This window comes from Pseudomonas sp. xss_2 (genome assembly GCF_043104195.1).
GTDB lineage: Bacteria > Pseudomonadota > Gammaproteobacteria > Pseudomonadales > Pseudomonadaceae > Aquipseudomonas > Aquipseudomonas urmiensis.
Genome location: NZ_JBICKL010000045.1, coordinates 1 through 21,197 on the forward strand (window position 1 = coordinate 1; position 21,197 = coordinate 21,197).

The window sequence follows — 21,197 nt, forward strand, 5'->3', positions numbered from 1 at the left end:
CGCATAGCGTTTCCCCAGGCACGACGCCATCATGCAGTCAGCGCGCCCCCTGTGGGAGCGGGCTTGCCCGCGAAGAGGCCGGAACGTCCACCACCCGACTGGCAGACCAACCCGCCGCTGCGACGCATAGCGTTTCCCCAGGCACGACGCCGTCATGCGGTCAGCGCGCCCCCTGTGGGAGCGGGCTTGCCCGCGAAATGGCCGGAACTTTCACCACCCTACTGGCAGACCAACCTAGAGACCTCGAACAACCCAGATCAAGCATCAAGACCCGCAAGGAGCCCCCATGCCAGCACCGATCGAAGACTACGCCCTGCTGGGCAACTGCCGCAGCGCCGCGCTCGTCAGCTGCGATGGCTCGCTGGACTGGCTGTGCCTGCCGCGCTTCGACGCCCCTGCAGTGTTCGCCGCGCTGCTGGGCAACGAAGAAAACGGCCGCTGGCGCTTGGCCCCCTGCGATCCGGTCGAGCACTCCAGCCGTCGCTACCTGGGCGATACCCTGGTGCTGGAAACCACCTACAGCACCGCCAGCGGTCGCGCCCGGGTGCTCGATTTCATGCCCTTGGACGAAAGCAACGCGCTGATCCGCATCGTCGAAGGCCTCGCCGGCGAAGTCAATTTCGAAATGGACCTGGTCCTGCGTTTCGACTACGGCCGCAGTGTGCCCTGGGTAGAAAAACTCGACCCGCTGACCTTGAGCGCCGTCGCCGGCCCGAACCGTCTGATCCTGTGCAGCACCGTCACCACCCACGCCCGCGACCACCACACCGTGGCCCGCTTGCGCGTGTGCGCCGGCGAACGGCACAGCTTCAGCCTGCGTCACCAGCCTTCGCACCTGCCGGTGCAGCCCGGATGCGACATCGACAACGCCCTCGAACACACCCTCACCCAATGGCAAACATTCGCCGACCGTTGCCCGGACGTCGGCCCCCACACCGCTCAGGTGCGCCGCTCGCTGCTGACCCTCAAGGCCATGACCTACGCGCCTACCGGCGGCATCGTCGCCGCCGTGACCACCTCGCTACCCGAGCGCATCGCTGGCGAACGCAATTGGGACTATCGCTACTGCTGGCTACGCGACGCCACCATGACCTTGCTCGCTTTCATGAACCTGGGCTACTTCGACGAAGCCCAGGCCTGGCGCGAATGGTTGCTGCGCTCGGTAGCCGGCAACCCCGAGCAGATGCAGATCATGTATGGCCTGGCCGGGGAGCGCGATCTGCAGGAATACACCCTGCCGTGGCTGCCTGGCTACGAGCACTCCCAGCCTGTGCGCGTGGGCAATGCCGCGTCGCAGCAGCGCCAGTTGGATATCTACGGCGAAGTGGCCGACGCCATGACCCAGGCGATCAAGGGCGGCTTGCCACGCCACCCACGCAGCGCCGCGATTGCCCGCCTGATCCTGCCGTACGTGGAGCGTATCTGGCGCGAGCCCGATGAAGGCATCTGGGAAGTGCGCGGCGGGCCGCAGCATTTCGTGCACTCCAAGGTCATGGCCTGGGTGGCATTCGATCGCGCTGCGGGGCTGGCCGACACCACCGAGGAGGACCGCGAACGCGGCCGGCATTATCGCCAGGTGGCCGATGAGATCCATCGCGACGTCTGCGCGCACGGGCTGGATGGCAAGGGCGAATTCTTCGTACAGGCGTACGGCTCCAGCGAGCTGGATGCCAGTCTGCTGCAAATCGCCTTGACCGGTTTTTTGCCTGCGGACGATCCGCGCTTTCTGCGCACGCTTGAGCAGATCGAAAAACGCCTGCTGAGAAACGAGCTGTTGCTGCGCTATGACAGCGACAGCTGCAGCGATGGGCTGACCCCAGGGGAGGGCACGTTCCTGGTCTGTTCGTTCTGGCTGGCGGATGTCTATGTATTGCTTGGCCGCCAGGAGCAAGCCCAGGCGCTGTATGAGCGTTTGCTTGGCTTGTGCAATGACGTGGGTTTACTGGCCGAGCAATACGATCCGGCCGGCAAGCGCATGCTGGGCAATTTCCCTCAGGCGTTCAGCCATATCGGCATCATCAATACCGCGCTGAATGTGCACCGGGCGCAGTGTCCGGCGCGCGATCGGGCTCGCTGTGGTTGATTTGAGCCTGGTCAATCCAACGGTGCGCTTGGGCCTCTGAATAGTATGTGACGCATAACGTCACATATGTTATTTTGCTCCGTGTGATGCGTCGGGTCACACTTGCGTCATTCTCACTGAATGGATGCAGCGCGATCCTCATGATCATCAGCTTTCGGCACAAAGGACTGCGCGTTTTTTATGAAACCGGCGGCACCCGCGGGATCCAGCCAGCCCATGCCAGCCGCCTCAAACGGCAGTTGCAAATCCTCGACCGTGCCATCGCGGCAGACGAGATGAGCGTGCCTGGTTGGCAATTGCACCCGCTCAAGGGCGAATTGGCTGGCTTCTGGTCGATCAGTGTCTCAGGCAATTGGCGGGTGATTTTCCGCTTTATTGGCTCGGACGTAGAGTTGGTCGATTACCTTGATTACCACTGAACAGGAGGGCACACCATGCCTCTGCACAATCCGCCCCATCCAGGTGAAACGCTGCGTGAGGACGTCTTGCCGACGCTAGGCCTGACAGTGAAAGCGTTTGCCGCGCACCTGGGTTTTTCCCGCGAGGCGCTCTCGCGGGTACTGCATGGCCGGGCCGCAGTCTCACCTGACTTGGCGTTGCGCTTGGAGATGGCTGGAGTCAGCACGGCTCGTCTGTGGCTGGCGATACAGGCTGATTACGATCTTTGGCAGGCTCGAAATCGTAAGCAGCCTGTTGTCGAGCGGCTTTTTCAGGCGGCATGAACGCTGTAGTCAAGCCCATCGTTTCTGCCATGGTCTCGCGCGGTCCTATCGATAGATAAAACCTTCCGACTTCTCCGTCGATCATTGTTGAGCTGGATTGTTGTCGCCTTTGCCTTTGCTGTGGTCTTTACCTGTAGCTGTGACACCGTGAGTTGCTTGACCGAAAGCAGCAGCGCTATCGCTCACTGCTCGGCTCGCAACCAACCCCGCAAGCGCCTGGCGCAGGCCGGGCAAATCGCTGAAACGCCGCTCACGCGTGACGCTACCGCCCTGCATTTCCAGCCACTGAACACTGTCGCGGTCACCGGCGTAGCGTTCGGCGACCTGGCCGTCGCGGTCCAGCAGAATGCGGTAGGTCGCCGAGCGCATGTTTGGCACCAGCACGGCCTGGACCAGGCTCGGCAGCTTTTCGATATCCGCCACGAAGACCACGCCGCGTTGTTCCAGATAACCTTTCGGGGTGTGTTCCACCGCACTGTTTACCAGGCGCGCGCTGGACATGCTGCGGGCAATCATCAGCACACGGGTCTGGCCATCGAGGGTGTAGGGCTGGTCGAACTGGTCAGAGAGCGTCCAGGCATCGCGCACAGGCAAGGCCTGTTCGGCCAGCAGTGGGGGACAGCTCAGGCTGAGGATCAACAATAGCCAGGTCCGCATCGGGCAATGCTCGCGAGTGAGTGTGCTCCTTACCCTAGTCGTGCGCATACGCTAAAGCCAGCCGGCGCATGCTAAGTTACCCCGACCTCTCCCTCACCCGAGATGAGGCCCGAACCGGCGGTGGCAAACTCAGCCGACCACACATGGCCCATAAAAGGAGTTTACCGATGCCATTCCCAGCCCATGAACACACCGCCCTGTTAGCGCTCAAGGGCGTCGGGCCGACCGTCATCGCACGTCTTGAGCAGATAGGCATCGACTCGCTGGCGCTACTCAGTCAGGCGAATGTAGGCGACATCCTCGCTCAAGCTTCTGCCGCAGTGGGCTCGACCTGTTGGAAAAACAGCCCGCAAGCGCGGGCGGCGATTACTGCGGCGGTCGAGTTTGCCAAGAGTGCACAGTCAAGCACACCCGCCGCCCACTAGGCAGCGCTGGTACCTGAGATAGTCGTGAGTGCCGGTGCCCGTGCAGATGAACCCCGCCTGCTCATACAGGTACCTGGCGGGGTTATCGGGGCGCACGCTCAAGGCCAGTTGGGTGAACCCCAGGCTCAGTGCATCAGCGCTGTACCTGTCCAGTAGCGCCCGCCCCACGCCGTTTCGCCGGTAGCGCTGCGAGACATGGATAGTGCACAGCTCAGCCGCGCCTTGCTCGGCAGTCCATAGCGCGTAACCGGCGAACTGCTCATCGATGAGCGCGACCGTCAGTCGCTCGAAGTTATCCACCCAGCGCCGTAGATGCCTTTCCAGTTGCAGGCGCCAGGCCGTCTCATGGGCGGGCTCCCAGCGTTGGATGTAGGCCTGTTCGCCTTGATAGATCGACGGCAGGTCGGTCACCTGCGCGGGTCGTAGTCGAAGGGTCATCCTTGTGCCCTGTAGCTGATGAGGGGAGGTGGGGCGCGACGAGACAGAACGCTCAAGACTTCCCGTCAAGAAACCCGGATAATGCCCGCCATCGTTTTGCTCGAATTATGGTAATCCCGCATGGAAATCAAGGTAAATTTTCTCGATAACCTTCGACTTGAAGCCAAGTTCGATGATTTCACGGTGGTGGCCGATCAACCTATCCGCTACAAGGGCGATGGCTCGGCACCGGGTCCGTTCGACTACTTCCTGGCTTCGTCGGCGCTGTGCGCGGCTTACTTTGTAAAGTTGTACTGCCAGACGCGCAATATCCCTACGGAAAATATTCGCCTTTCGCAGAACAACATCGTCGACCCAGAAAACCGCTACAACCAGATCTTCAAGATCCAGGTCGAGCTGCCGGCCGATATCTCGGAAAAAGACCGCCAGGGCATCCTGCGCTCGATCGATCGCTGCACGGTGAAAAAGGTCGTGCAGACCGGGCCTGAGTTCATCATCGAAGAGGTGGACAACCTCGACGCCGATGCCCAGGCGCTGCTGATGCTCGACAGCGACGCCCAGGCCCGCACCTACATTGCCGGCAAGGACCTGCCACTGGAGCAGACCATCGCCAACATGTCGGCGATTCTCGCTGACCTTGGCATGAAGATCGAAATCGCCTCGTGGCGCAATATCGTGCCTAACGTCTGGTCGTTGCACATTCGTGATGCGCACTCGCCGATGTGCTTCACCAACGGCAAGGGGGCGACCAAGGAAGGCGCGTTGGCTTCGGCCCTGGGCGAGTTCATCGAGCGGCTGAACTGCAACTTCTTCTACAACGATCAGTTCTGGGGCGAAGACATCGCCAATGCAGACTTCGTGCATTACCCCAACGAGCGTTGGTTCAAGCCGGGCCCTAAGGACGCGCTGCCGACGGAAATTCTCGATGAGTACTGCCTTGAGATCTACAACCCCGACGGCGAGCTGCGTGGATCACACCTGTACGACACCAACTCGGGCAACAAGGAGCGCGGCATCTGCTCGCTGCCGTTCGTGCGCCAGTCGGACGGTGAGGTGGTGTACTTCCCATCCAACCTGATCGAAAACCTGTACCTGAGCAACGGCATGAGCGCCGGCAATACCCTGGCCGAAGCGCAGGTGCAGTGCCTGTCGGAAATCTTCGAGCGCGCGGTCAAGCGCGAGATCCTCGAAGGCGAGCTGGCGCTGCCGGATGTGCCGCAGCAGGTGCTGGCCAAGTACCCCGGCATCCTCGCCGGGATCCAGGGCCTGGAAGAGCAAGGCTTCCCGGTGTTGGTCAAGGATGCTTCGCTGGGTGGTGAATTCCCGGTCATGTGCGTGACCTTGATGAACCCGCGTACCGGCGGTGTGTTCGCCTCGTTTGGCGCGCACCCAAGCTTTGAAGTGGCGCTTGAGCGCAGCCTCACCGAACTGCTCCAGGGCCGTAGCTTCGAAGGCCTCAACGACCTGCCGCAACCGACCTTCGAAAGCCACGCGCTGACTGAGCCGAACAACTTCGTCGAGCACTTCATCGACTCCAGCGGCGTGGTGTCGTGGCGCTTCTTCAGTGCCAAGGCCGACTTCGAATTCGTCGAGTGGGATTTCTCCGGCAAGGGCGAGCAGTCCAACGCCGATGAAGCGGCGACCTTGTTCGGCATCCTCGGAGGCATGGGCAAGCAAGTGTACATGGCGGTCTACGACAGCCTTGGCGCCAATGCTTGCCGGATCCTGGTGCCGGACTACTCGGAAATCTACCCGGTGGAAGACCTGATCTGGGACAACACCAACAAGGCCTTGCTGTTCCGCGCCGACATCCTCAACCTGCACCGCCTCGATGACCGCAGCCTGAGGGCGCTGGTCAAGCGTCTGGACAACTGCGAGGTGGACGAGTACACCGCCATCAGCACCTTGATCGGCATCGAGTTCGACGACAACACCGTGTGGGGTCAGTTGACGATCCTGGAGTTGAAACTGCTGATCAGCCTGGCCTTGAAGCGCTTTGAAGTGGCCAAGGAACTGGTGGAGACCTTCTTGCAGTTCAACGACAACACCCTGGAGCGCGGTCTGTTCTATCAGGCGCTGAACGTGGTGCTCGAAGTGCAGCTGGACGATGAGCTGGAGCTGGCCGATTACGAGGTCAACTTCCGCCGCATGTTCGGCAACCCACGGATGGATGCGGTGATCGGCTCGGTCGACGGCAGCGTGCGCTTCTATGGCTTGACCCCGACCAGCATGAAGCTGGAAGGGCTCGACCGACATTTGCGCCTGGTCGACAGCTACAAGAAGCTGCACAGCGCTCGGGCCAAGGCGGCGCTGTCCTGATAACGGCGTAAACAACAAAAGCACCCGAGGGTGCTTTTGTTGTTTTTTGCAGCTTAGAACGTCCCGCGCTAGAAGAAGCTGCGCTGGGCCTTGAAGGTGAGCATGCCATCGCAGTAGCTGTTGATACCTGCATAAGCTGCGCAGCCGCCCCCACTGAGGTCGGAGTTGCTGTAGATCAGGTTCAGGTCCAGGCCCAGCCACGAGCGCGACAGCTTCAGCGACCAATCGTTGAAGCTGTCGACCTGGCGGCCATCGCCGATGGTGTAGGGCGTGCCGAGGCGGTGATGGGCCAGCTTCACGGTCACCCCGACATCCAACAGCGGCAGTTGGCCCAGGTCGGCGAACAGGGTACCAATGCGGTTGTCGGGGTTGTCATTGAGCGCGCCGCCCAACTTGCTGCCCAACAGTGACAGGCCGCCGTACATCGCGTAGCGGTCACGGCCTGATATCTCGGGGTAGCTGTAATGGATCAGCCCTACCTCGTAGCCCAGGCTGTTGTCGAAGTGGTGCTTGTAGCCCAGGTAGTTATCCAGTTGCAGGGTGGAAGTGGGGGTCAGGCCCATGCTCGGCGCGTACTGGCCGAAGTACCAGCCGCTGGGGTGGGTGAAATCCAGGCCGCCGTGGAACGAGCCGATCGCGCTGGGAGAGATCAGCCCTTGGGCCATGCTGCGCGAGGCACTGGTGCCCAGTTTGAAATCGAACTCGCCTAGCTGGCGCTGGATGATCTGCGCCTGCAGCGGCGGGCTGAGGAGCAGGGCTGCGCTGAGCAACACTAGCGGCTTGGTCATCGTTACCGTCCTGGAAAGCCCGGATTTGAGAGGCCGAGGATACCTGTGCCTGCCGACATGGGGAACCCTTGAGCGAGCCTGCGGGATTTCCCTCTGGGCGATCTGCAGCCTTGAGCGTGGGTATATTCGATCAGGCACTATGCATGTACCCAACTCATCTAGCGTCGCGGGTACAGGCCATTGCCGTTGGCCGGGGATAGGGTTTAGCTAATCGCTGGTCGGGCGCAACCGGCTCGGCCTGAACACTCCAAGACAACAATGGCGCGCTGACCGCTTCAAGCAAGACGGCCGCGCGGAAAATCAGGTGCACGCCATGAGCACACCCCTGGATTTGCAAGCATTGAAGGCCCGCCAGCAGGCGGCGTGGGCCAGTGGAGATTACGCGGTCATCGGTACCACGTTGCAGTTGGTCGGCGAGCGGTTGGCCGAAGCCTGCGACCTGCGCTGGGACGAGCAGGTGCTGGATGTCGCCGCCGGCAACGGTAATGCCACCCTGGCGGCTGCACGGCGCGGTTGCCGGGTCACTTCCACCGACTATGTAGCCGAGCTGCTCAAACGAGGTGAAGAGCGCGCCCGCGCGGAACACCTGGATGTCGTGTTTCAAACCGCCGATGTTGAGGCGCTGCCGTACGACAATGGTGCGTTCGATGCCGTCATCTCGACCTTCGGTGTGATGTTCGCCCCCGATCAGGCGCAGGCAGCCAAAGAGCTTGCCCGTGTTTGCCGCTCGGGCGGCAGGATTGGCCTGGCCAATTGGACCCCACAAGGTTTTATCGGCCAGATGTTCAAGACCCTGGGCCGGCACGTGCCACCGCCTGCCGGTGCGCAACCGCCATCGCGCTGGGGCGATGAAGAGCAGTTGCACCAGCTGTTCGGCGATGCCATCGGCTCAATCAAGGTGAGCCGCCAGCATTTTAATTTTCGCTACCGTTCGCCGGCGCATTTCATCGATGTGTTTCGCACCTGGTACGGCCCGGTGCACAAGGCCTTTGCGTCGCTGGATAGCGCCGCGGCGGGTGCACTGGAAAGCGATTTGACCCAGCTGCTCAATGAGCACAATGGCGCAGGCGAAGCGTCGTTGGTGGTGCCCAGTGAATATCTGGAAGTGGTGATCAGCCGCCGCTGAAGGTGAAGCCACCGCCAGATGGCGCCTGGGCTGGCGTTATCTGGTGATAGTGACAGGTGTGGGGGACACTCTGGCCTCTTCGCGGCGAACCGCCGCGAAGAGGCCAGAACCCACAACACTAAAATAGAAAATCAATCGTTGGCTTGTGCTTTGGCTTAACTGGGGTTAGTTGCCTGCGCCTTGCGCAAAACTGTTAGCCTTGACGGGTTTCAGTCGCATTGGACAGGCCATGGCCAACCACAAGATCGAAATCCGTCGACGTAACGTCGAGAAGATTCTGCAAGCTGCCGAGAAGGTGTTTGCCGAGAAGGGCTTCGGCGCCACTTCGATGGGCGATATCGCCGAGCAGGCCGAACTGCCGCGCTCCAATCTGCATTACTACTTCAGCACCAAGGACGACCTGTATCGAGCGGTGCTGCAGGATCTGCTGGATGTGTGGAAGCAGGACGCCCTGTGCTTCGAGCGCTTCGACGACCCGCGGGTGGTGTTGACCAGTTATATCCGGGCCAAGATGAGCCACTCGCGCTCGCGCTCGCTGGGCTCGAAGATCTGGGCCGAGGAGATGTTGCACGGCGCGCCGTTGCTGGGCGCGAGCCTGGATGACAGCCTGGTGCCCTGGGCGCAGCTCAAGCAAGCGAAGATCCGTCGCTGGGTCGAGGAGGGGCGGATCTTGCCGGTCGAGCCTTCGGCGCTGTTGTACATGATCTGGGCCTCGACCCAGCACTACGCCGACTTTGGTTATCAGGTCGAGCTGCTCAATGGCGGCGAGCCGCTGTCGGACATGGCTTTTGAAAGGGCGGTGCAGACGGTGACCGGCGTTATCCTGCGCGGCATTGGCTTGGAGCCTTGATATGCATAACCCGCTGATTGAACGAGCTGAACGCAGTATCCACGAGGTGCACCACCTAATTCATACAGTGTTCACCCGGCCTGCGGCTGAGACCCACGACGTGCTTGAGCAATTGATGGCGGTGTTTGCCGATGGCTTCAGCATGGTCACCACGTCTGGAGCGCTGGTGGACCGTAACCAGGTAGGGCAGATGTTCGATCGCGTCGCGGGTACGCGGGTGGGGTTGGAAATGCTGGTCAGCGATGTGCAGGTGGTGTGGCAGGCGGGGAGCGGCGTTGCCTTGAGGTACAAGGAGACGCATCGTATGGCCGGGGTTGAGCAGGTGCGGTATTCGTTGGTGATCGTACAGTGCAGCGCACAGGGGGTTGTTTGGCAGTGTTTGCATGAGACGGCGTTGGGGTGAAAGTACTGGGGCCGCTTTGCGGCCCATCGCAGGCAAGCCAGCTCCTACAGGGACCGCGCAGAATCCTGTAGGAGCTGGCCTGCGATGGGCTGCGTAGCAGCCCCGACTATCGCCGAACAAACCGCAACCTAACCGGCCTCACGATACGGATTGCGCGGATCCTGGGTCCAGTTCAGGTAAGGCTTGCCGGTATCCTGCGCCACCATCTCGATGCAGTCCTCGACCGGGCAGGTGATCTGGCACAGGTTGCAGCCCACGCATTCCTCCTCGATGACGCTGTATTCATGGGTGCCGTCGGCCTTCAGCGCGCTGCCGATCGCCTGGTGCGAGGTGTCTTCGCAGGCGATGTGGCAACGCCCACAGCCAATGCACGCTTGCTGGTCAATCTGGGCAATCACCTGGTAGTTGATGTCCAGGTACTTCCAGTCCGTGGTATGCCCAACCGCCTGGCCACGGAACGCTTCCAGGTTGCGATGGCCATGCTGGTCCATCCAGCGCGCCAGCCCGTCCTTCATGTCCTCGACAATCCGAAAGCCATGCAGCATTGCCGCCGTGCACACCTGCACCGCACCGCTGCCCAGCGCGATGAATTCCGCGGCATCGCGCCAGTTACCGATACCGCCGATGCCGCAGATCGGCAGCCCGCGGGTCTCAGGGTCGCGGGCAATTTCGGCGACCATGTTCAAGGCAATTGGCTTGACCGCCGAACCGCAATAACCGCCATGGGTGCTCTGATCGCCAACGATCGGATGCGCAACCATGCGCTCGAGATCGACGCTGGTGATCGAGTTGATGGTGTTGATCAGCGACACCGCATCGGCGCCACCGCGATGCGCAGCGCGGGCTGACTGGCGAATGTCGGTGATGTTCGGGGTGAGCTTGACGATCACCGGCAGCGAGCAGTAGGTCTTGCACCAGCGGGTGACCATCTCGACATACTCGGGCACCTGGCCGACAGCGGCGCCCATGCCACGCTCGGGCATGCCGTGCGGGCAGCCGAAGTTGAGCTCGATACCATCTGCGCCGGTGGCCTCTACCAGCGGCAGGATGAACTTCCATGACTGCTCTTCGCACGGCACCATCAGCGACACGATCAGCGCGCGGTCGGGCCAGTCCTTCTTGACCTGGGTGATCTCGCGCAGGTTGATCTCCAGCGAGCGGTCGGTAATCAGCTCGATGTTGTTGATGCCCTGCACCGAACGGTTGGCGCCAAAGTGCGCCGAGTAGCGCGACGACACGTTGACCGCTGCTGGGTCTTCGCCGAGGGTTTTCCAGACCACGCCGCCCCAGCCGGCCTCGAACGCGCGGACCACGTTGTAAGCCTTGTCGGTTGGCGGTGCGGAGGCCAGCCAGAACGGGTTGGGTGCCTTGATACCAGCGAATTCGATAGACAAGTCGGCCATTTACGCAGCCTCCACATTGAGCATGAGTTGGGCATGGATGGCTTCGGCGGCCAGCTTGCCGTGTTGCACGGCCTGGACAGTGAGGTCCTGGCCTAGCGCGGTACAGTCGCCGCCGGCATAGATGCCGGGCAGGTTGGTGCGCAGGTTCTGGTCGACCTGAATGCGTTCGCCGTCGCGGGCCAGTTGCGCGGCCAGCGGGTCGCTGAGGCTGGCATCGTCGAAGCATTGGCCGATGGCCTTGAAGATGGCATCGGCGGCCAGCTCGAAGCTTTCGCCGGTATCGCGCAGGCGGCCTTCGACCAGCTCGGTGCGGGCAAAGCGCATGCCGCGCACGCGATTGTGCTGATCGAGCAACACCGCATCCGGGCGTGCCCAGGTGTGCAGGCGCACCTGGTTGGCCTTGGCGATGTCCTGTTCATGACCGGTGGCGCCCATGTCGGCGTGGCCACGGCGGTACACCAGGTTGACGTCGCGGGCGCCCAGGCGGCTCATCTGCACGGCCATGTCGATGGCGGTGTTGCCCGCGCCGATCACCAGGCAGCGGTCGGCCAGCGGCAGTTGGCTCAGGTCATCGGCCTGGCGCAGTTCGCGAATGTATTCGGTGGCGGCGAGCAGGCCCGGTGCTTCTTCGTCCGCCAGGCCCAGTTGGCGTACAGCGTTCAGGCCAAGGCCGAGGAATACCGAGTCGTACTGCTGGTGCAGCTCGCTCAAGCTCAGGTTGCCGCCCAGGCGCTGGCCGTGGCGGATCTCGATACCGCCGATGCCAAGCAAAAATTGCACTTCTTGCTGGGCGTAGTCGTCCACCAGTTTGTAGCGGGCGATGCCGTACTCGTTGAGGCCGCCGGACTTCTCGCGGGCCTCGAAGATCACCACGTCGTGGCCATGCATCGCCAGGCGATGAGCGCAGGACAACCCGGCCGGGCCGGCGCCGACTACTGCGATACGCTTGCCCGTGTCCGGCGCGCGCTTGAATGGGTGCTCGCTGAAACCGGCGTTGTCCAGCGCGTAGCGCTGCAGCTGGCCGATCAGCACGGGCGCGCATTCCTGGGCGTTGTTGCGCACGCAGGCTTGCTGGCAGAGGATTTCGGTCGGGCAGACCCGGGCGCAGCTGCCGCCGAGGATGTTCGCCGACAGAATCCGTTCGGCGGCGCCTTGCAGGTTGTCGTCGCTGATGCGGTGGATGAACGAGGGGATGTCGATCTCGCTGGGGCAGGCGTTGACGCACGGCGCATCGAAGCAGTACAGGCATCGAGCACTTTCCAACGCAGCCTGGCGAGCGCTGAGGGGGGGAGCGAGATCGCCGAAGTTATCGGCCAGTTGGTCGGCGCCGGCGCGGGGGCGCGGCAAGTGCTTCAGGGCATCGATCACGGTTGTAGCCTCTCTCTTTTTTATGGATTCAGGCGGCGGTCACTCGCCTGTCCGTTTCGGGGATGGCAGTCAACAGGTACAGCACTCTTGTTCTTGCTCGCCCATCGCAGGCTGTCGCCAGTCTGCGATGGGCTGCCTGGCAGGCCCGTGCTTCAGCGCTGAACGGGCGTCGGCCGCTGATGCTCGGCGCGTCGGCTGAGCACCTCATACACCGAGGGGTAGGCCGGGCGCTCCACGTAACGACCGGCGCCAGGTTCTGCGCGCAGGTCGCCATCGGCCCAGAGCACCCGGCCCTGGCTGATGGTGTGGCTGGGGATGCCGCGAACCGTGCGGCCTTCGAAGATGTTGAAATCGACTTGCTGGTGGTGGGTCTTGGCCGAGATCGTGCGGCTGCCCTGTGGGTCCCACAGCACCAGGTCGGCATCGGCGCCGACGCGGATCGCGCCCTTGCGCGGGAACAGGTTGAAGATCTTCGCCGTGTTGGTGGAGGTCAGCGCGACGAACTCGTGCATCGACAAACGCCCGCTGTTGACCCCGGCGTCCCACAGTACGGCCATGCGGTCCTCGATGCCGGCAGTGCCGTTGGGGATGCGGCTGAAGTCGTTGCGCCCGGCGGCTTTCTGCTCGGCGCAGAAGCAGCAGTGGTCGGTGGCGGTGGTGTGCAGGTTGCCCGATTGCAGCCCGCGCCACAGCGCCTCTTGATGCTCGCGTGGGCGGAACGGCGGGCTCATCACAAAGCCGGCGGCGGTGGCCCAGTCCGGGTCGCGGTAGACGCTGTCGTCGATCAACAGGTGGCCGGGCAGGACTTCGCCATACACCGGCTGGCCCTTGGCCCGGGCATAGGCGATTTCATCCAGCGCCTCGCGGGTCGACACATGCACCAGGTACAGCGGCGTGCCCAGGGTTTCGGCGATGCGGATGGCGCGGCTGGCGGCTTCGCCCTCGACCTGGGCAGGGCGTGACAGCGGATGCGCCTCGGGGCCGGTCATGCCCTGGGCGAGCAACTTCTGCTGCAGGTGGTAGACCAGCTCGCCGTTCTCGGCATGCACGGTAGGCACTGCGCCCAGTTGCAGGCAGCGCTCGAAGCTGGCCACCAGGGTGTCGTCGGCGGCCATGATCGCGTTCTTGTAGGCCATGAAGTGCTTGAAGCTGTTGACCCCATGGTGGGCGACCAGCTCGCCCATCTCTTCGGCGACCTGTTCACTCCACCAGGTGATGGCGACGTGAAAGCCATAGTCGCTGGCGGATTTTTCCGCCCAGCCGCGCCAGGTGTGGAAGGCTTCCAGCAAGGACTGCTGCGGGTTGGGGATGACGAAGTCGATGATCGAGGTGGTGCCACCGGCAAGCCCTGCGGCAGTGCCACTGAAGAAGTCTTCACTGGCCACCGTGCCCATGAACGGCAATTGCATGTGGGTGTGCGGATCGATGCCACCGGGCATCAGGTATTGGCCGCTGCCATCGAGGATTTCGCAGCCGGCGGGGGGATCGAGGTTTTCGCCAATGGCGCGGATCAGGCCATCAACACACAGGACATCAGCGGGGTAGCTTTCTTCGTGAGTAACCACGGTGGCGCCACGGATCAACAGGGACATTGCCGTCTTCCTCGCAGGCTGACCGGTCTTGGGCCGGTTCTTGAAATTATTTTTCTGGCAGTGACTGGAGGATAGTTTCAATCCTGTCAGGCCTGACAAGAATGAAATCTAGATGGGGATCTACTATTGTTCAAGAAATATTTTTATAAGCATATTCAGTTTATAACTTATTGAAAAATAACGGATTAAAACAAAAATCACCAAAATGGTGAGCCTCCTCACCATTTTGACGCACTTGACAAGATGTCAAATTGGTCAAGATTTTCCATGCAAAATCAGCTGCTTGAAACCGGGTGTGAGGGCCTGGTCAGCGGCGCATAAAAAACACGCTGCACCAGATTGAAACCTGATGCAGGGGCCAAGGCCGGCCCGTTGCAGTTACAGCGTCAGCCACAGGTTTGACCGTGCCCGCCGCTGGCGTTGAACAATGCTTTGCAGATCAGTTGATTACCTGTGGTCGGCGGCGGCCGACCGGGGCAGCTTCGGCCGACCCGGCACGCTTATTGAGAGGGCCCGCAGCCAGGCCGGGCCACAGGTGCAGTACTGGTGGTGTGTGTACTCCGGCCATCGCATTAGCCCGATGAGCGAAAAATTAAAAGAAAATCTGGAGAAGGCCCCATGCAACCGAGCAGATCGGAAGTGATCGAAAAGGATGGTCTGTGCGAGCTCAATGCTGGCAGCGACGTCCTCGACAGCCCCCGCTACAACCACGACATGGCCCCCACCAAGGTGCACCAGCGCACTTGGAACAAGTGGCACATCACCGCCTTGTGGGTGGGGATGTCCATCTGTGTGCCGACCTACACCCTGGGCGGCGTGCTGACCGCCTACTTCGGCTTGAGCGTGGGCGAGGCGTTGCTGGCGATTCTGCTGGCCAACCTCATCGTATTGATCCCGCTGACCCTCAACGCCTTTCCAGGGACCAAATACGGCATTCCCTTCCCAGTGCTGTTGCGCTCCTCGTTCGGGATTCTCGGCTCCAACGTGCCGTGCCTGATTCGTGCGGTGGTCGCCTGCGGCTGGTTCGGCATCCAAACCATGTTCGGCGGCTTGGCCATTCACCTGTTCCTGGGCTCGGTGTTCGACGGCTGGAAGGCTATGGCCGGTACCGGCGAAGTGCTGGGTTTCATGATTTTCTGGGCGCTCAACCTGTGGGTGGTGCTGCGTGGCGCCGAGTCGATCAAGTGGCTGGAAACGCTCTCTGCGCCGCTGTTGGTGGCAGTCGGTTTCGGCCTGCTGTTCTGGGCCCTGCCGCACATGTCGATGACCGAGCTGCTGGCGCAACCCCCCAAGCGTCCAGAGGGCGCCAGCGTGGTCAGTTACTTCTGCGCGGGGTTAACGGCGATGGTTGGCTTCTGGGCCACACTGTCGCTGAACATTCCCGACTTCAGCCGCTATGCCAAGAGCCAGAAAGATCAGATCCTCGGGCAGATTTTCGGCCTGCCGCTGACCATGTTCCTGTTCGCCGCCCTGGGTGTGGTAATGACCGCCGCCTCGGCCTCGCTGGTGGGGGAAACCGTGTCCGATCCGGTCAGCCTGATCGGCCGAATCCAGAGCCCAGGCTGGGTCGCATTGGCCATGGCCTTGATCGTGATCGCCACGCTTTCGACCAACACCGCAGCGAACATCGTCTCGCCTACCAACGACTTCCAGAACATCGCCCCCCGCTTGATCGGGCGCACCCGGGCGGTGCTGCTGACCGGGGTGATCGGCTTGCTGCTGATGGGCCACGAGCTGTTGAAAAAGCTCGGCTGGATCGTTTCCGACCTGAGCCTTGAGAGCGTCTATTCCAACTGGCTGCTGGGCTACTCCAGCCTGCTCGGGCCGATTGCCGGGATCATGGTGGTGGACTACTTCCTGATCCGCCGTCAGCAACTGGACCTTGCCGGGTTGTACCGCGACGACGTTTACCCGGCCTGGAACTGGGCGGGTTTTGCCGCCTTCGCGCTACCGGTGGCGCTTACCGTGATGGCTATCGGCAATACCAGTTTCAGTTGGTTCTATGACTACGGCTGGTTTACCGGGTCGCTGCTGGGTGGGGCGCTGTACTACGTCCTCGGTGGCATCGCAGCTCGCAGTCCGGCACGGCTGGCTAAACCTGTGCCCTGAGCAACCGCGCTGGTCTGTTCGCGGGCAAGCCCGCTCCCACAGGGCTTGGCGTGATGTTCGGATCAGCGTTCAGCCTGTACGGGCTTGCCCGCGAACAAGCCCCACTCGACAACCCATGCGTGTCAGCAGAAAAAAGCCAGAGGAGATGACCATGAATCCTGCCAAGGATGTCCTGCAATCCACCGACCGCCACGTCGACAGCGCCCGCCTGTGGCAATCTTTGATGGAGCTCGCGCGCCTCGGCGCTACCGCCAAGGGCGGCGTCTGTCGCCTGGCGTTGACCGACCTCGATCGCCAGGCCCGCGACCTGTTCGTGCAGTGGTGCCAAGCGGCCGGCTGTAGCGTCAGCATCGACGGCATCGGCAACATCTTCGCCCGCCGCCCGGGGCGCAATCCCAAGCTGCCACCGGTGATGACCGGCAGTCACATCGACACCCAGCCCACCGGCGGCAAGTTCGACGGTTGCTTTGGCGTGATGGCGGGGCTTGAGGTGATCCGCACCCTCAACGACCTCGGCGTGGAAACCGAGGCGCCGCTGGAAGTGGTGGTGTGGACCAACGAAGAAGGCTCGCGCTTCCCCCCCTGCATGATGGGCTCGGGCGTGTTCGCCGGTAAGTTCACCCTCGAGCAGACTTTGGCCAAGACCGACGCGCAAGGCGTGACAGTGGGCGATGCGCTCAACGCCATCGGCTATGCCGGCCCACGTGCCGTGCTTGGCCATCCGGTGGGCGCCTACTTCGAAGCGCACATCGAACAGGGGCCGATTCTTGAGGACCAGGCCAAGACCATCGGCGTGGTGCTCGGCGCCCTCGGACAGAAGTGGTTCGACCTGAGCCTGCGTGGCGTCGAAGCGCATGCCGGCCCCACGCCCATGCATTTGCGCAAGGACGCCCTGGTCGGCGCTGCGGCGGTGGTCGAGGCGGTCAACCGCACTGCGCTCGGCCATCAGCCCCACGCGTGCGGTACGGTTGGATGCCTGCAAGCGTATCCGGGCTCGCGTAACGTCATTCCGGGGGAAGTGCGCATGACCCTGGATTTGCGTCATCTGCAGGGCGATCAACTGGACGCTATGATCGTCGAGGTGCGCAAGGTGATCGAGGCTACCTGTGCCAAGCACGGCTTGAGCTACGAACTGACCCCAACCGCAGATTTCCCCGCGCTGTATTTCGACCGCAGTTGCGTCGACGCGGTGCGCGACTCGGCGCGCACGCTTGGCCTGCCGCACATGGACATCGTCAGCGGGGCAGGGCATGACGCTATCTTCCTCGCCGAGCTAGGCCCGGCGGGAATGATCTTCGTGCCCTGTGAAAACGGCATCAGCCACAACGAGATCGAGAACGCCACGCCCGAGGATTTGGCGGCAGGCTGCGCGGTGTTGTTGCGGGCGATGCTGGCAGCGTCCGAGGCGATTGCCAGCGGGCGCCTGGCTGCCTGACTCAAGCTACCATTGCTGGGCCAGCGGTGGCGGGCCGGACAATGACGGGAACAGGGGCAGCACGTCCTGCCCCAATTCCTCGATGATCTCGGCCGCGGGTCGGCGTGCCATCTGAATACCCAAGGCTGCATGGTTGACCCCGGCAGCCTGCCATTCACCGAGCAATTCGATCAGCCCGTTGCGCCCTGTCTTCAGTACATAGCCACCTTGCAACGGCGTACGTGGAAAGTTCGGATCGTCCGCCAGATCAATCCATTCGTTGGTCATGTGCGGGCGGAAACCGCCGCCCGGAATCGCTTCGCGCCAGGCGCGGATCTTCTGTGCCAGGCGCCGCGGTCCCATCACGTTGTGGGTGGCCTCGGGGTAAGTCAGCCAGCCATCGGCCTGCTCGCCCAGCCAGTGCATCGATTGGCGCGATGAGCCGGTGACGATCAGCGGAATGCGGCCGGTGACTGGCTTGGGCAGCAGGAACGCGTCGCTCAACTGCCCCAGGGGTGACTCAATGCTGGGCGGGGTGTTCGCCAGCAGTTGACGGAAGTAGTCCACCGACTGCGCAAAGCGCTCGCCGCGCGTCTCATGTGCCAGGCCATAGGCGGGGAATTCCACCGCACGATCCCCCGAGGCGATGCCCAGCACCAATCGGCCGCCAGATAACCTATCGATGCTCACCGCCGACTTGGCCAGTTCGATGGGGTGGCGCAAGGAAAAGATCGCACTGCCCGTCGCCAGTGCAATCTGCCGCGTGTGCGCGGCCAGATAGGCGAGATAGACGAATGGATCGAACACTTGCCCGGCATCGCCGAACCCCGGATCGAACAGCGGTACATCGCGCACCCAGGTGGCGGCGAAGCCCAGGCGATCGATCGTGCTGACCAGCTGCGCCTGTCCTTCGAGCACGGTCATGTCGCCTGCATAGAAGCGCAGCGGCAAGAAGATCCCCAGGGTCAGTTGGTCCGGGGCGAACATGCGCCGGTAGCCAGGGTGATCGGCGAATGCCGAAGCATTGGCGCCGCGAGTGACAGTGGCTGGGTTGAACTGGGTCATGTCGTTCATGGCGATTCCTTGCAGGTGGAGTCAGGCGCCTGTTGCAGGCTCTGGTAGGCGAATGCCGCGCTGTACCGCGGGTCGTTGCTCGACGCGGGCGAACCACTCGCTTAGGTGGCGGTGGTGGCTGAAGTCGAAGTCGATCACACGGGCGATGTGCATCCAGCCGAAGCTGGCGATATCGGCAATCGAGAAGGCATCACCGGCTAGCCACAAACGGTTGGCCAAATGCTGGTCGAGCGTGGCCAAGGCGGTTTCGCTGAGCTGCCGGTAGCGGTTGATGGCTGGCTCATTGCGGGTCTGTTCGAACAGTTCGAAATGCACCCGCTGGCCTAGCAACGGCCCCATGCTGGCGCTGTGGAACATCAACCAGGTGATGGTCTGCCAGTGCGCTTGAGGCTGGCGGTCGAGCAGCTGGCCGCTCTTGTCAGCGAGGTACAACAGAATCGCGGCGGACTCGAACAGGGTGATGCCGCTGCTGCGGTCGACCAGCACCGGGATCCGTCCATACGGGTTAAGTGCAAGAAAATCGGCATGACGCTGCTGCCCTTGCTCGATGCGTACGTGCCGCAGGCTGTACGCCAGGCCCATTTCTTCCAGGGCAATGGTGATCTTGAAACCATTGGGGGAGCTGTCGGTGTAGAGAATCAGATCGGGATCAGGCATGGACCACTTACCTCAGGCAGGCTAATGTCAGCGACGAGTGTTGCCAGCCATGCTAGTGGGCCGGGTAGGCAGCTGGAAAACGATATGTCCTGCGCTTAAGCGTTAGGTTTTCTAAACCAAGGAGTGGCTTGATGGGCGCTGTGCTTCCTTTACTGGCCCTGCGGGCATTCACTGAAACCGCGCGCCTGGGTAGCCTCAAGGCCGCAGCGCACCGGTTGGGGGTGACGCCTGGGGCGATCAGCCAACAGATTCGCCAACTCGAAGACCGGCTGGGCGCTACGCTGCTGCTGCGCAGTCGCCAGGGCGTACAACTGACCGAAGCAGGAGCGCGTTTGCATCCAGGTTTGCTGCGCGGTTTTGGCCAGATTGAAAACGCCCTGGCTGAGCTTGAGGCAATGACGGCCGAGCAAACCCTGACCGTGAGTACCGTGCCGTCTTTTGCGTCGTCCTGGCTGGTGCCGCGGCTGGCCGATTTCAGTGCCCGGCACCCGGGCATCGAAGTGCGGGTAGAGGCCACGGCGCAGCTGGTGGATTTGCACCAGGAACGCGTCGACATCGCCTTGCGTCATGGCCTGGGGCACTATCCGGGGCTTGAGTCGATTGCATTGCTGGCCCCGGTGCTGCTGCCAGTCGCCAGCCCCGCATTACTGGGCAAAGGCCCGGCCATCCAGAATCCGGCGGATTGCCTGCACTATCCGCTGTTGCAAGACTCCGACCGCGCCGACTGGGCACTATGGCTACAGGCGCATGGCGTGGAGCCTGACAGCAGGGTCAGGCGCGGGCCGAGCTTTGATGAGGATCTGTTGTTATTGCGTGCAGCGGCGATGGGCCAGGGCATTGCTCTGGTGCAAGACAATCATGCCCAGGAAGAGTTACAAAGTGGCAGGTTGGTGGTGGTGATGGACCTGCCCTGGCCCGCGCGCTTCGCCTATTACGCGGTTGCTCGCCCGCATGCCTTGCAGCGTGCGCCGGTATCCGCGTTCATCGATTGGCTCAGGCATCAGGCGAACCTTGCATCGCCAGTATTGCCCACCGTCTGAAGGGAGATCGACCCGCCCATGCTCACCCATACCGCTTACCTGCACAGTGCCAAACGCGCCAGGTTGCAACGCTTGCGCGGGCGCGTCGGCTTGGGTCTGGTCGCCGGGCTGTCGGTGCTGGCGGGAATGACCGATGCCATCGGCCTGTTGGCGATGGGCGATTTCGTCTCGTTCATGAGTGGCAACACCACCCGCTTGGCCGCAGCCATCAGCCAGGCCGACCTGGCCCTGGTGGTGCGTCTGGCGCTGGCGATTGTTGGCTTCGTGCTTGGCAATGCCCTTGGCGTGATGCTGGTGCGCAGCTTCAAGCGCAGGGCCTGGCCGGTGCTGTTGATCGTCGCCAGTCTGCTGGTCGGCGCTGGCCTGTGGCCGGTACCGACGGCCTTGCCAGCGCTGCTCACGGCGATCCTGGCCATGGGCATGATCAATGCCGTGGTCGAGCAAGTGAATGGCCTGCCGATCGGCCTGACCTATGTGACCGGTGCGCTGTCACGCTTCGGTCGCGGGCTTGGGCGCTGGCTGCTGGGCGAGCGGCGCAATGGCTGGCGGGTGCAGTTGGTGCCTTGGACTGGCATGTTGCTGGGCGCCGCGCTGGGGGCTTGGTTGCAACAATGGCTGGGGCTGATGGCGCTGATTGGCAGTGGCGCGTTGGCCAGCGTGCTGGCTTTGGTCTGCGCCTTCATCCCCAGGGCTTGGCAACTGGGCTACCTGCCGCGCTAGCGAGCTGTA

At 62.5% G+C, this 21,197-nt stretch carries 20 protein-coding genes; 12 read left to right on the forward strand and 8 right to left on the reverse strand.

The features are described from left to right. Window positions 1-286: 286 nt before the first annotated feature. The 3 genes from ACF8K2_RS07695 to ACF8K2_RS07705 all read left to right on the forward strand — a co-directional run bounded on the left by ACF8K2_RS07695 (window position 287) and on the right by ACF8K2_RS07705 (window position 2,805). Window positions 287-2,083 carry a glycoside hydrolase family 15 protein gene (locus tag ACF8K2_RS07695; RefSeq protein ID WP_392464180.1) on the forward strand — a complete coding sequence of 599 codons (1,797 nt, stop codon included), beginning with the start codon at window positions 287-289 and terminating at the stop codon, window positions 2,081-2,083. Between the two features lie 140 nt (window positions 2,084-2,223). Continuing rightward, window positions 2,224-2,502, forward strand: a complete 279-nt coding sequence (locus ACF8K2_RS07700) for a type II toxin-antitoxin system RelE/ParE family toxin (protein ID WP_392464181.1) — start codon at window positions 2,224-2,226, stop codon at window positions 2,500-2,502. Between the two features lie 15 nt (window positions 2,503-2,517). Continuing rightward, window positions 2,518-2,805, forward strand: coding sequence for a HigA family addiction module antitoxin (locus ACF8K2_RS07705; RefSeq protein ID WP_186557235.1), 288 nt, complete (start codon window positions 2,518-2,520; stop codon window positions 2,803-2,805). Between the two features lie 81 nt (window positions 2,806-2,886). Here the strand turns inward: ACF8K2_RS07705 and ACF8K2_RS07710 are convergent, their stop codons facing one another. After that, window positions 2,887-3,462, reverse strand: a complete 576-nt coding sequence (locus tag ACF8K2_RS07710) for a hypothetical protein (RefSeq protein ID WP_392464182.1) — start codon at window positions 3,460-3,462, stop codon at window positions 2,887-2,889. A gap of 167 nt (window positions 3,463-3,629) precedes the next feature. Here ACF8K2_RS07710 and ACF8K2_RS07715 point away from each other — a divergent pair, with 167 nt between their 5' ends. Then, a complete protein-coding gene (locus ACF8K2_RS07715) occupies window positions 3,630-3,887 on the forward strand; it encodes a helix-hairpin-helix domain-containing protein (protein ID WP_186557233.1) in 258 nt (85 codons plus the stop codon). On the opposite strand, the gene ACF8K2_RS07720 is transcribed toward ACF8K2_RS07715, so the two are convergent. Then, a complete protein-coding gene (locus ACF8K2_RS07720) occupies window positions 3,864-4,325 on the reverse strand; it encodes a GNAT family N-acetyltransferase (protein ID WP_392464185.1) in 462 nt (153 codons plus the stop codon). The genes ACF8K2_RS07715 and ACF8K2_RS07720 overlap by 24 nt on opposite strands. Before the next feature lie 120 nt (window positions 4,326-4,445). Here ACF8K2_RS07720 and ACF8K2_RS07725 point away from each other — a divergent pair, with 120 nt between their 5' ends. Next, the gene (locus ACF8K2_RS07725; protein ID WP_392464187.1) at window positions 4,446-6,644 is read left to right on the forward strand and encodes an OsmC domain/YcaO domain-containing protein; all 2,199 of its coding nucleotides are present in this window, start codon (window positions 4,446-4,448) and stop codon (window positions 6,642-6,644) included. A gap of 68 nt (window positions 6,645-6,712) precedes the next feature. On the opposite strand, the gene ACF8K2_RS07730 is transcribed toward ACF8K2_RS07725, so the two are convergent. Then, window positions 6,713-7,432 (reverse strand): TorF family putative porin, encoded by a 720-nt coding sequence (locus ACF8K2_RS07730; protein ID WP_186557230.1) that lies wholly within the window; start codon window positions 7,430-7,432, stop codon window positions 6,713-6,715. A gap of 313 nt (window positions 7,433-7,745) precedes the next feature. Here ACF8K2_RS07730 and ACF8K2_RS07735 point away from each other — a divergent pair, with 313 nt between their 5' ends. The 3 genes from ACF8K2_RS07735 to ACF8K2_RS07745 all read left to right on the forward strand — a co-directional run bounded on the left by ACF8K2_RS07735 (window position 7,746) and on the right by ACF8K2_RS07745 (window position 9,811). Then, window positions 7,746-8,558 (forward strand): class I SAM-dependent methyltransferase, encoded by an 813-nt coding sequence (locus ACF8K2_RS07735; protein ID WP_392464188.1) that lies wholly within the window; start codon window positions 7,746-7,748, stop codon window positions 8,556-8,558. Window positions 8,559-8,787: 229 nt separating this feature from the next. Then, on the forward strand, window positions 8,788-9,408 hold the full coding sequence (locus tag ACF8K2_RS07740) for a TetR/AcrR family transcriptional regulator (RefSeq protein ID WP_186557228.1): 621 nt from the start codon (window positions 8,788-8,790) through the stop codon (window positions 9,406-9,408). A gap of 1 nt (window position 9,409) precedes the next feature. Beyond that, the gene (locus ACF8K2_RS07745; RefSeq protein ID WP_392464189.1) at window positions 9,410-9,811 is read left to right on the forward strand and encodes a DUF4440 domain-containing protein; all 402 of its coding nucleotides are present in this window, start codon (window positions 9,410-9,412) and stop codon (window positions 9,809-9,811) included. A gap of 128 nt (window positions 9,812-9,939) precedes the next feature. On the opposite strand, the gene preA is transcribed toward ACF8K2_RS07745, so the two are convergent. The 3 genes from preA to hydA all read right to left on the reverse strand — a co-directional run bounded on the left by preA (window position 9,940) and on the right by hydA (window position 14,174). Further along, window positions 9,940-11,214 carry an NAD-dependent dihydropyrimidine dehydrogenase subunit PreA gene (gene preA / locus ACF8K2_RS07750; RefSeq protein WP_392464191.1) on the reverse strand — a complete coding sequence of 425 codons (1,275 nt, stop codon included), beginning with the start codon at window positions 11,212-11,214 and terminating at the stop codon, window positions 9,940-9,942. Then, window positions 11,215-12,582, reverse strand: a complete 1,368-nt coding sequence (locus ACF8K2_RS07755) for an NAD(P)-dependent oxidoreductase (protein WP_392464192.1) — start codon at window positions 12,580-12,582, stop codon at window positions 11,215-11,217. A 152-nt stretch (window positions 12,583-12,734) separates the two neighbouring features. After that, window positions 12,735-14,174 (reverse strand): dihydropyrimidinase, encoded by a 1,440-nt coding sequence (gene hydA, locus ACF8K2_RS07760; RefSeq protein ID WP_392464193.1) that lies wholly within the window; start codon window positions 14,172-14,174, stop codon window positions 12,735-12,737. Window positions 14,175-14,792: 618 nt separating this feature from the next. On the opposite strand from hydA, the gene ACF8K2_RS07765 reads away from it, so the two are divergent. Then, on the forward strand, window positions 14,793-16,283 hold the full coding sequence (locus tag ACF8K2_RS07765) for an NCS1 family nucleobase:cation symporter-1 (RefSeq protein ID WP_392464194.1): 1,491 nt from the start codon (window positions 14,793-14,795) through the stop codon (window positions 16,281-16,283). A 151-nt stretch (window positions 16,284-16,434) separates the two neighbouring features. Next, a complete protein-coding gene (locus ACF8K2_RS07770; RefSeq protein WP_392464196.1) occupies window positions 16,435-17,718 on the forward strand; it encodes a Zn-dependent hydrolase in 1,284 nt (427 codons plus the stop codon). A 6-nt stretch (window positions 17,719-17,724) separates the two neighbouring features. Here ACF8K2_RS07770 and ACF8K2_RS07775 read toward each other — a convergent pair whose 3' ends face one another. Continuing rightward, on the reverse strand, window positions 17,725-18,771 hold the full coding sequence (locus tag ACF8K2_RS07775) for an LLM class oxidoreductase (RefSeq protein ID WP_392464197.1): 1,047 nt from the start codon (window positions 18,769-18,771) through the stop codon (window positions 17,725-17,727). Window positions 18,772-18,792: 21 nt separating this feature from the next. Further along, window positions 18,793-19,428 carry a glutathione S-transferase family protein gene (locus ACF8K2_RS07780; protein ID WP_392464198.1) on the reverse strand — a complete coding sequence of 212 codons (636 nt, stop codon included), beginning with the start codon at window positions 19,426-19,428 and terminating at the stop codon, window positions 18,793-18,795. A 131-nt stretch (window positions 19,429-19,559) separates the two neighbouring features. Here ACF8K2_RS07780 and ACF8K2_RS07785 point away from each other — a divergent pair, with 131 nt between their 5' ends. Both ACF8K2_RS07785 and ACF8K2_RS07790 read left to right on the forward strand, forming a co-directional pair. Then, the gene (locus ACF8K2_RS07785; RefSeq protein WP_392464200.1) at window positions 19,560-20,468 is read left to right on the forward strand and encodes a LysR substrate-binding domain-containing protein; all 909 of its coding nucleotides are present in this window, start codon (window positions 19,560-19,562) and stop codon (window positions 20,466-20,468) included. Window positions 20,469-20,486: 18 nt separating this feature from the next. After that, window positions 20,487-21,188 (forward strand): YoaK family protein, encoded by a 702-nt coding sequence (locus ACF8K2_RS07790; RefSeq protein WP_392464202.1) that lies wholly within the window; start codon window positions 20,487-20,489, stop codon window positions 21,186-21,188. Window positions 21,189-21,197: the final 9 nt, after the last annotated feature.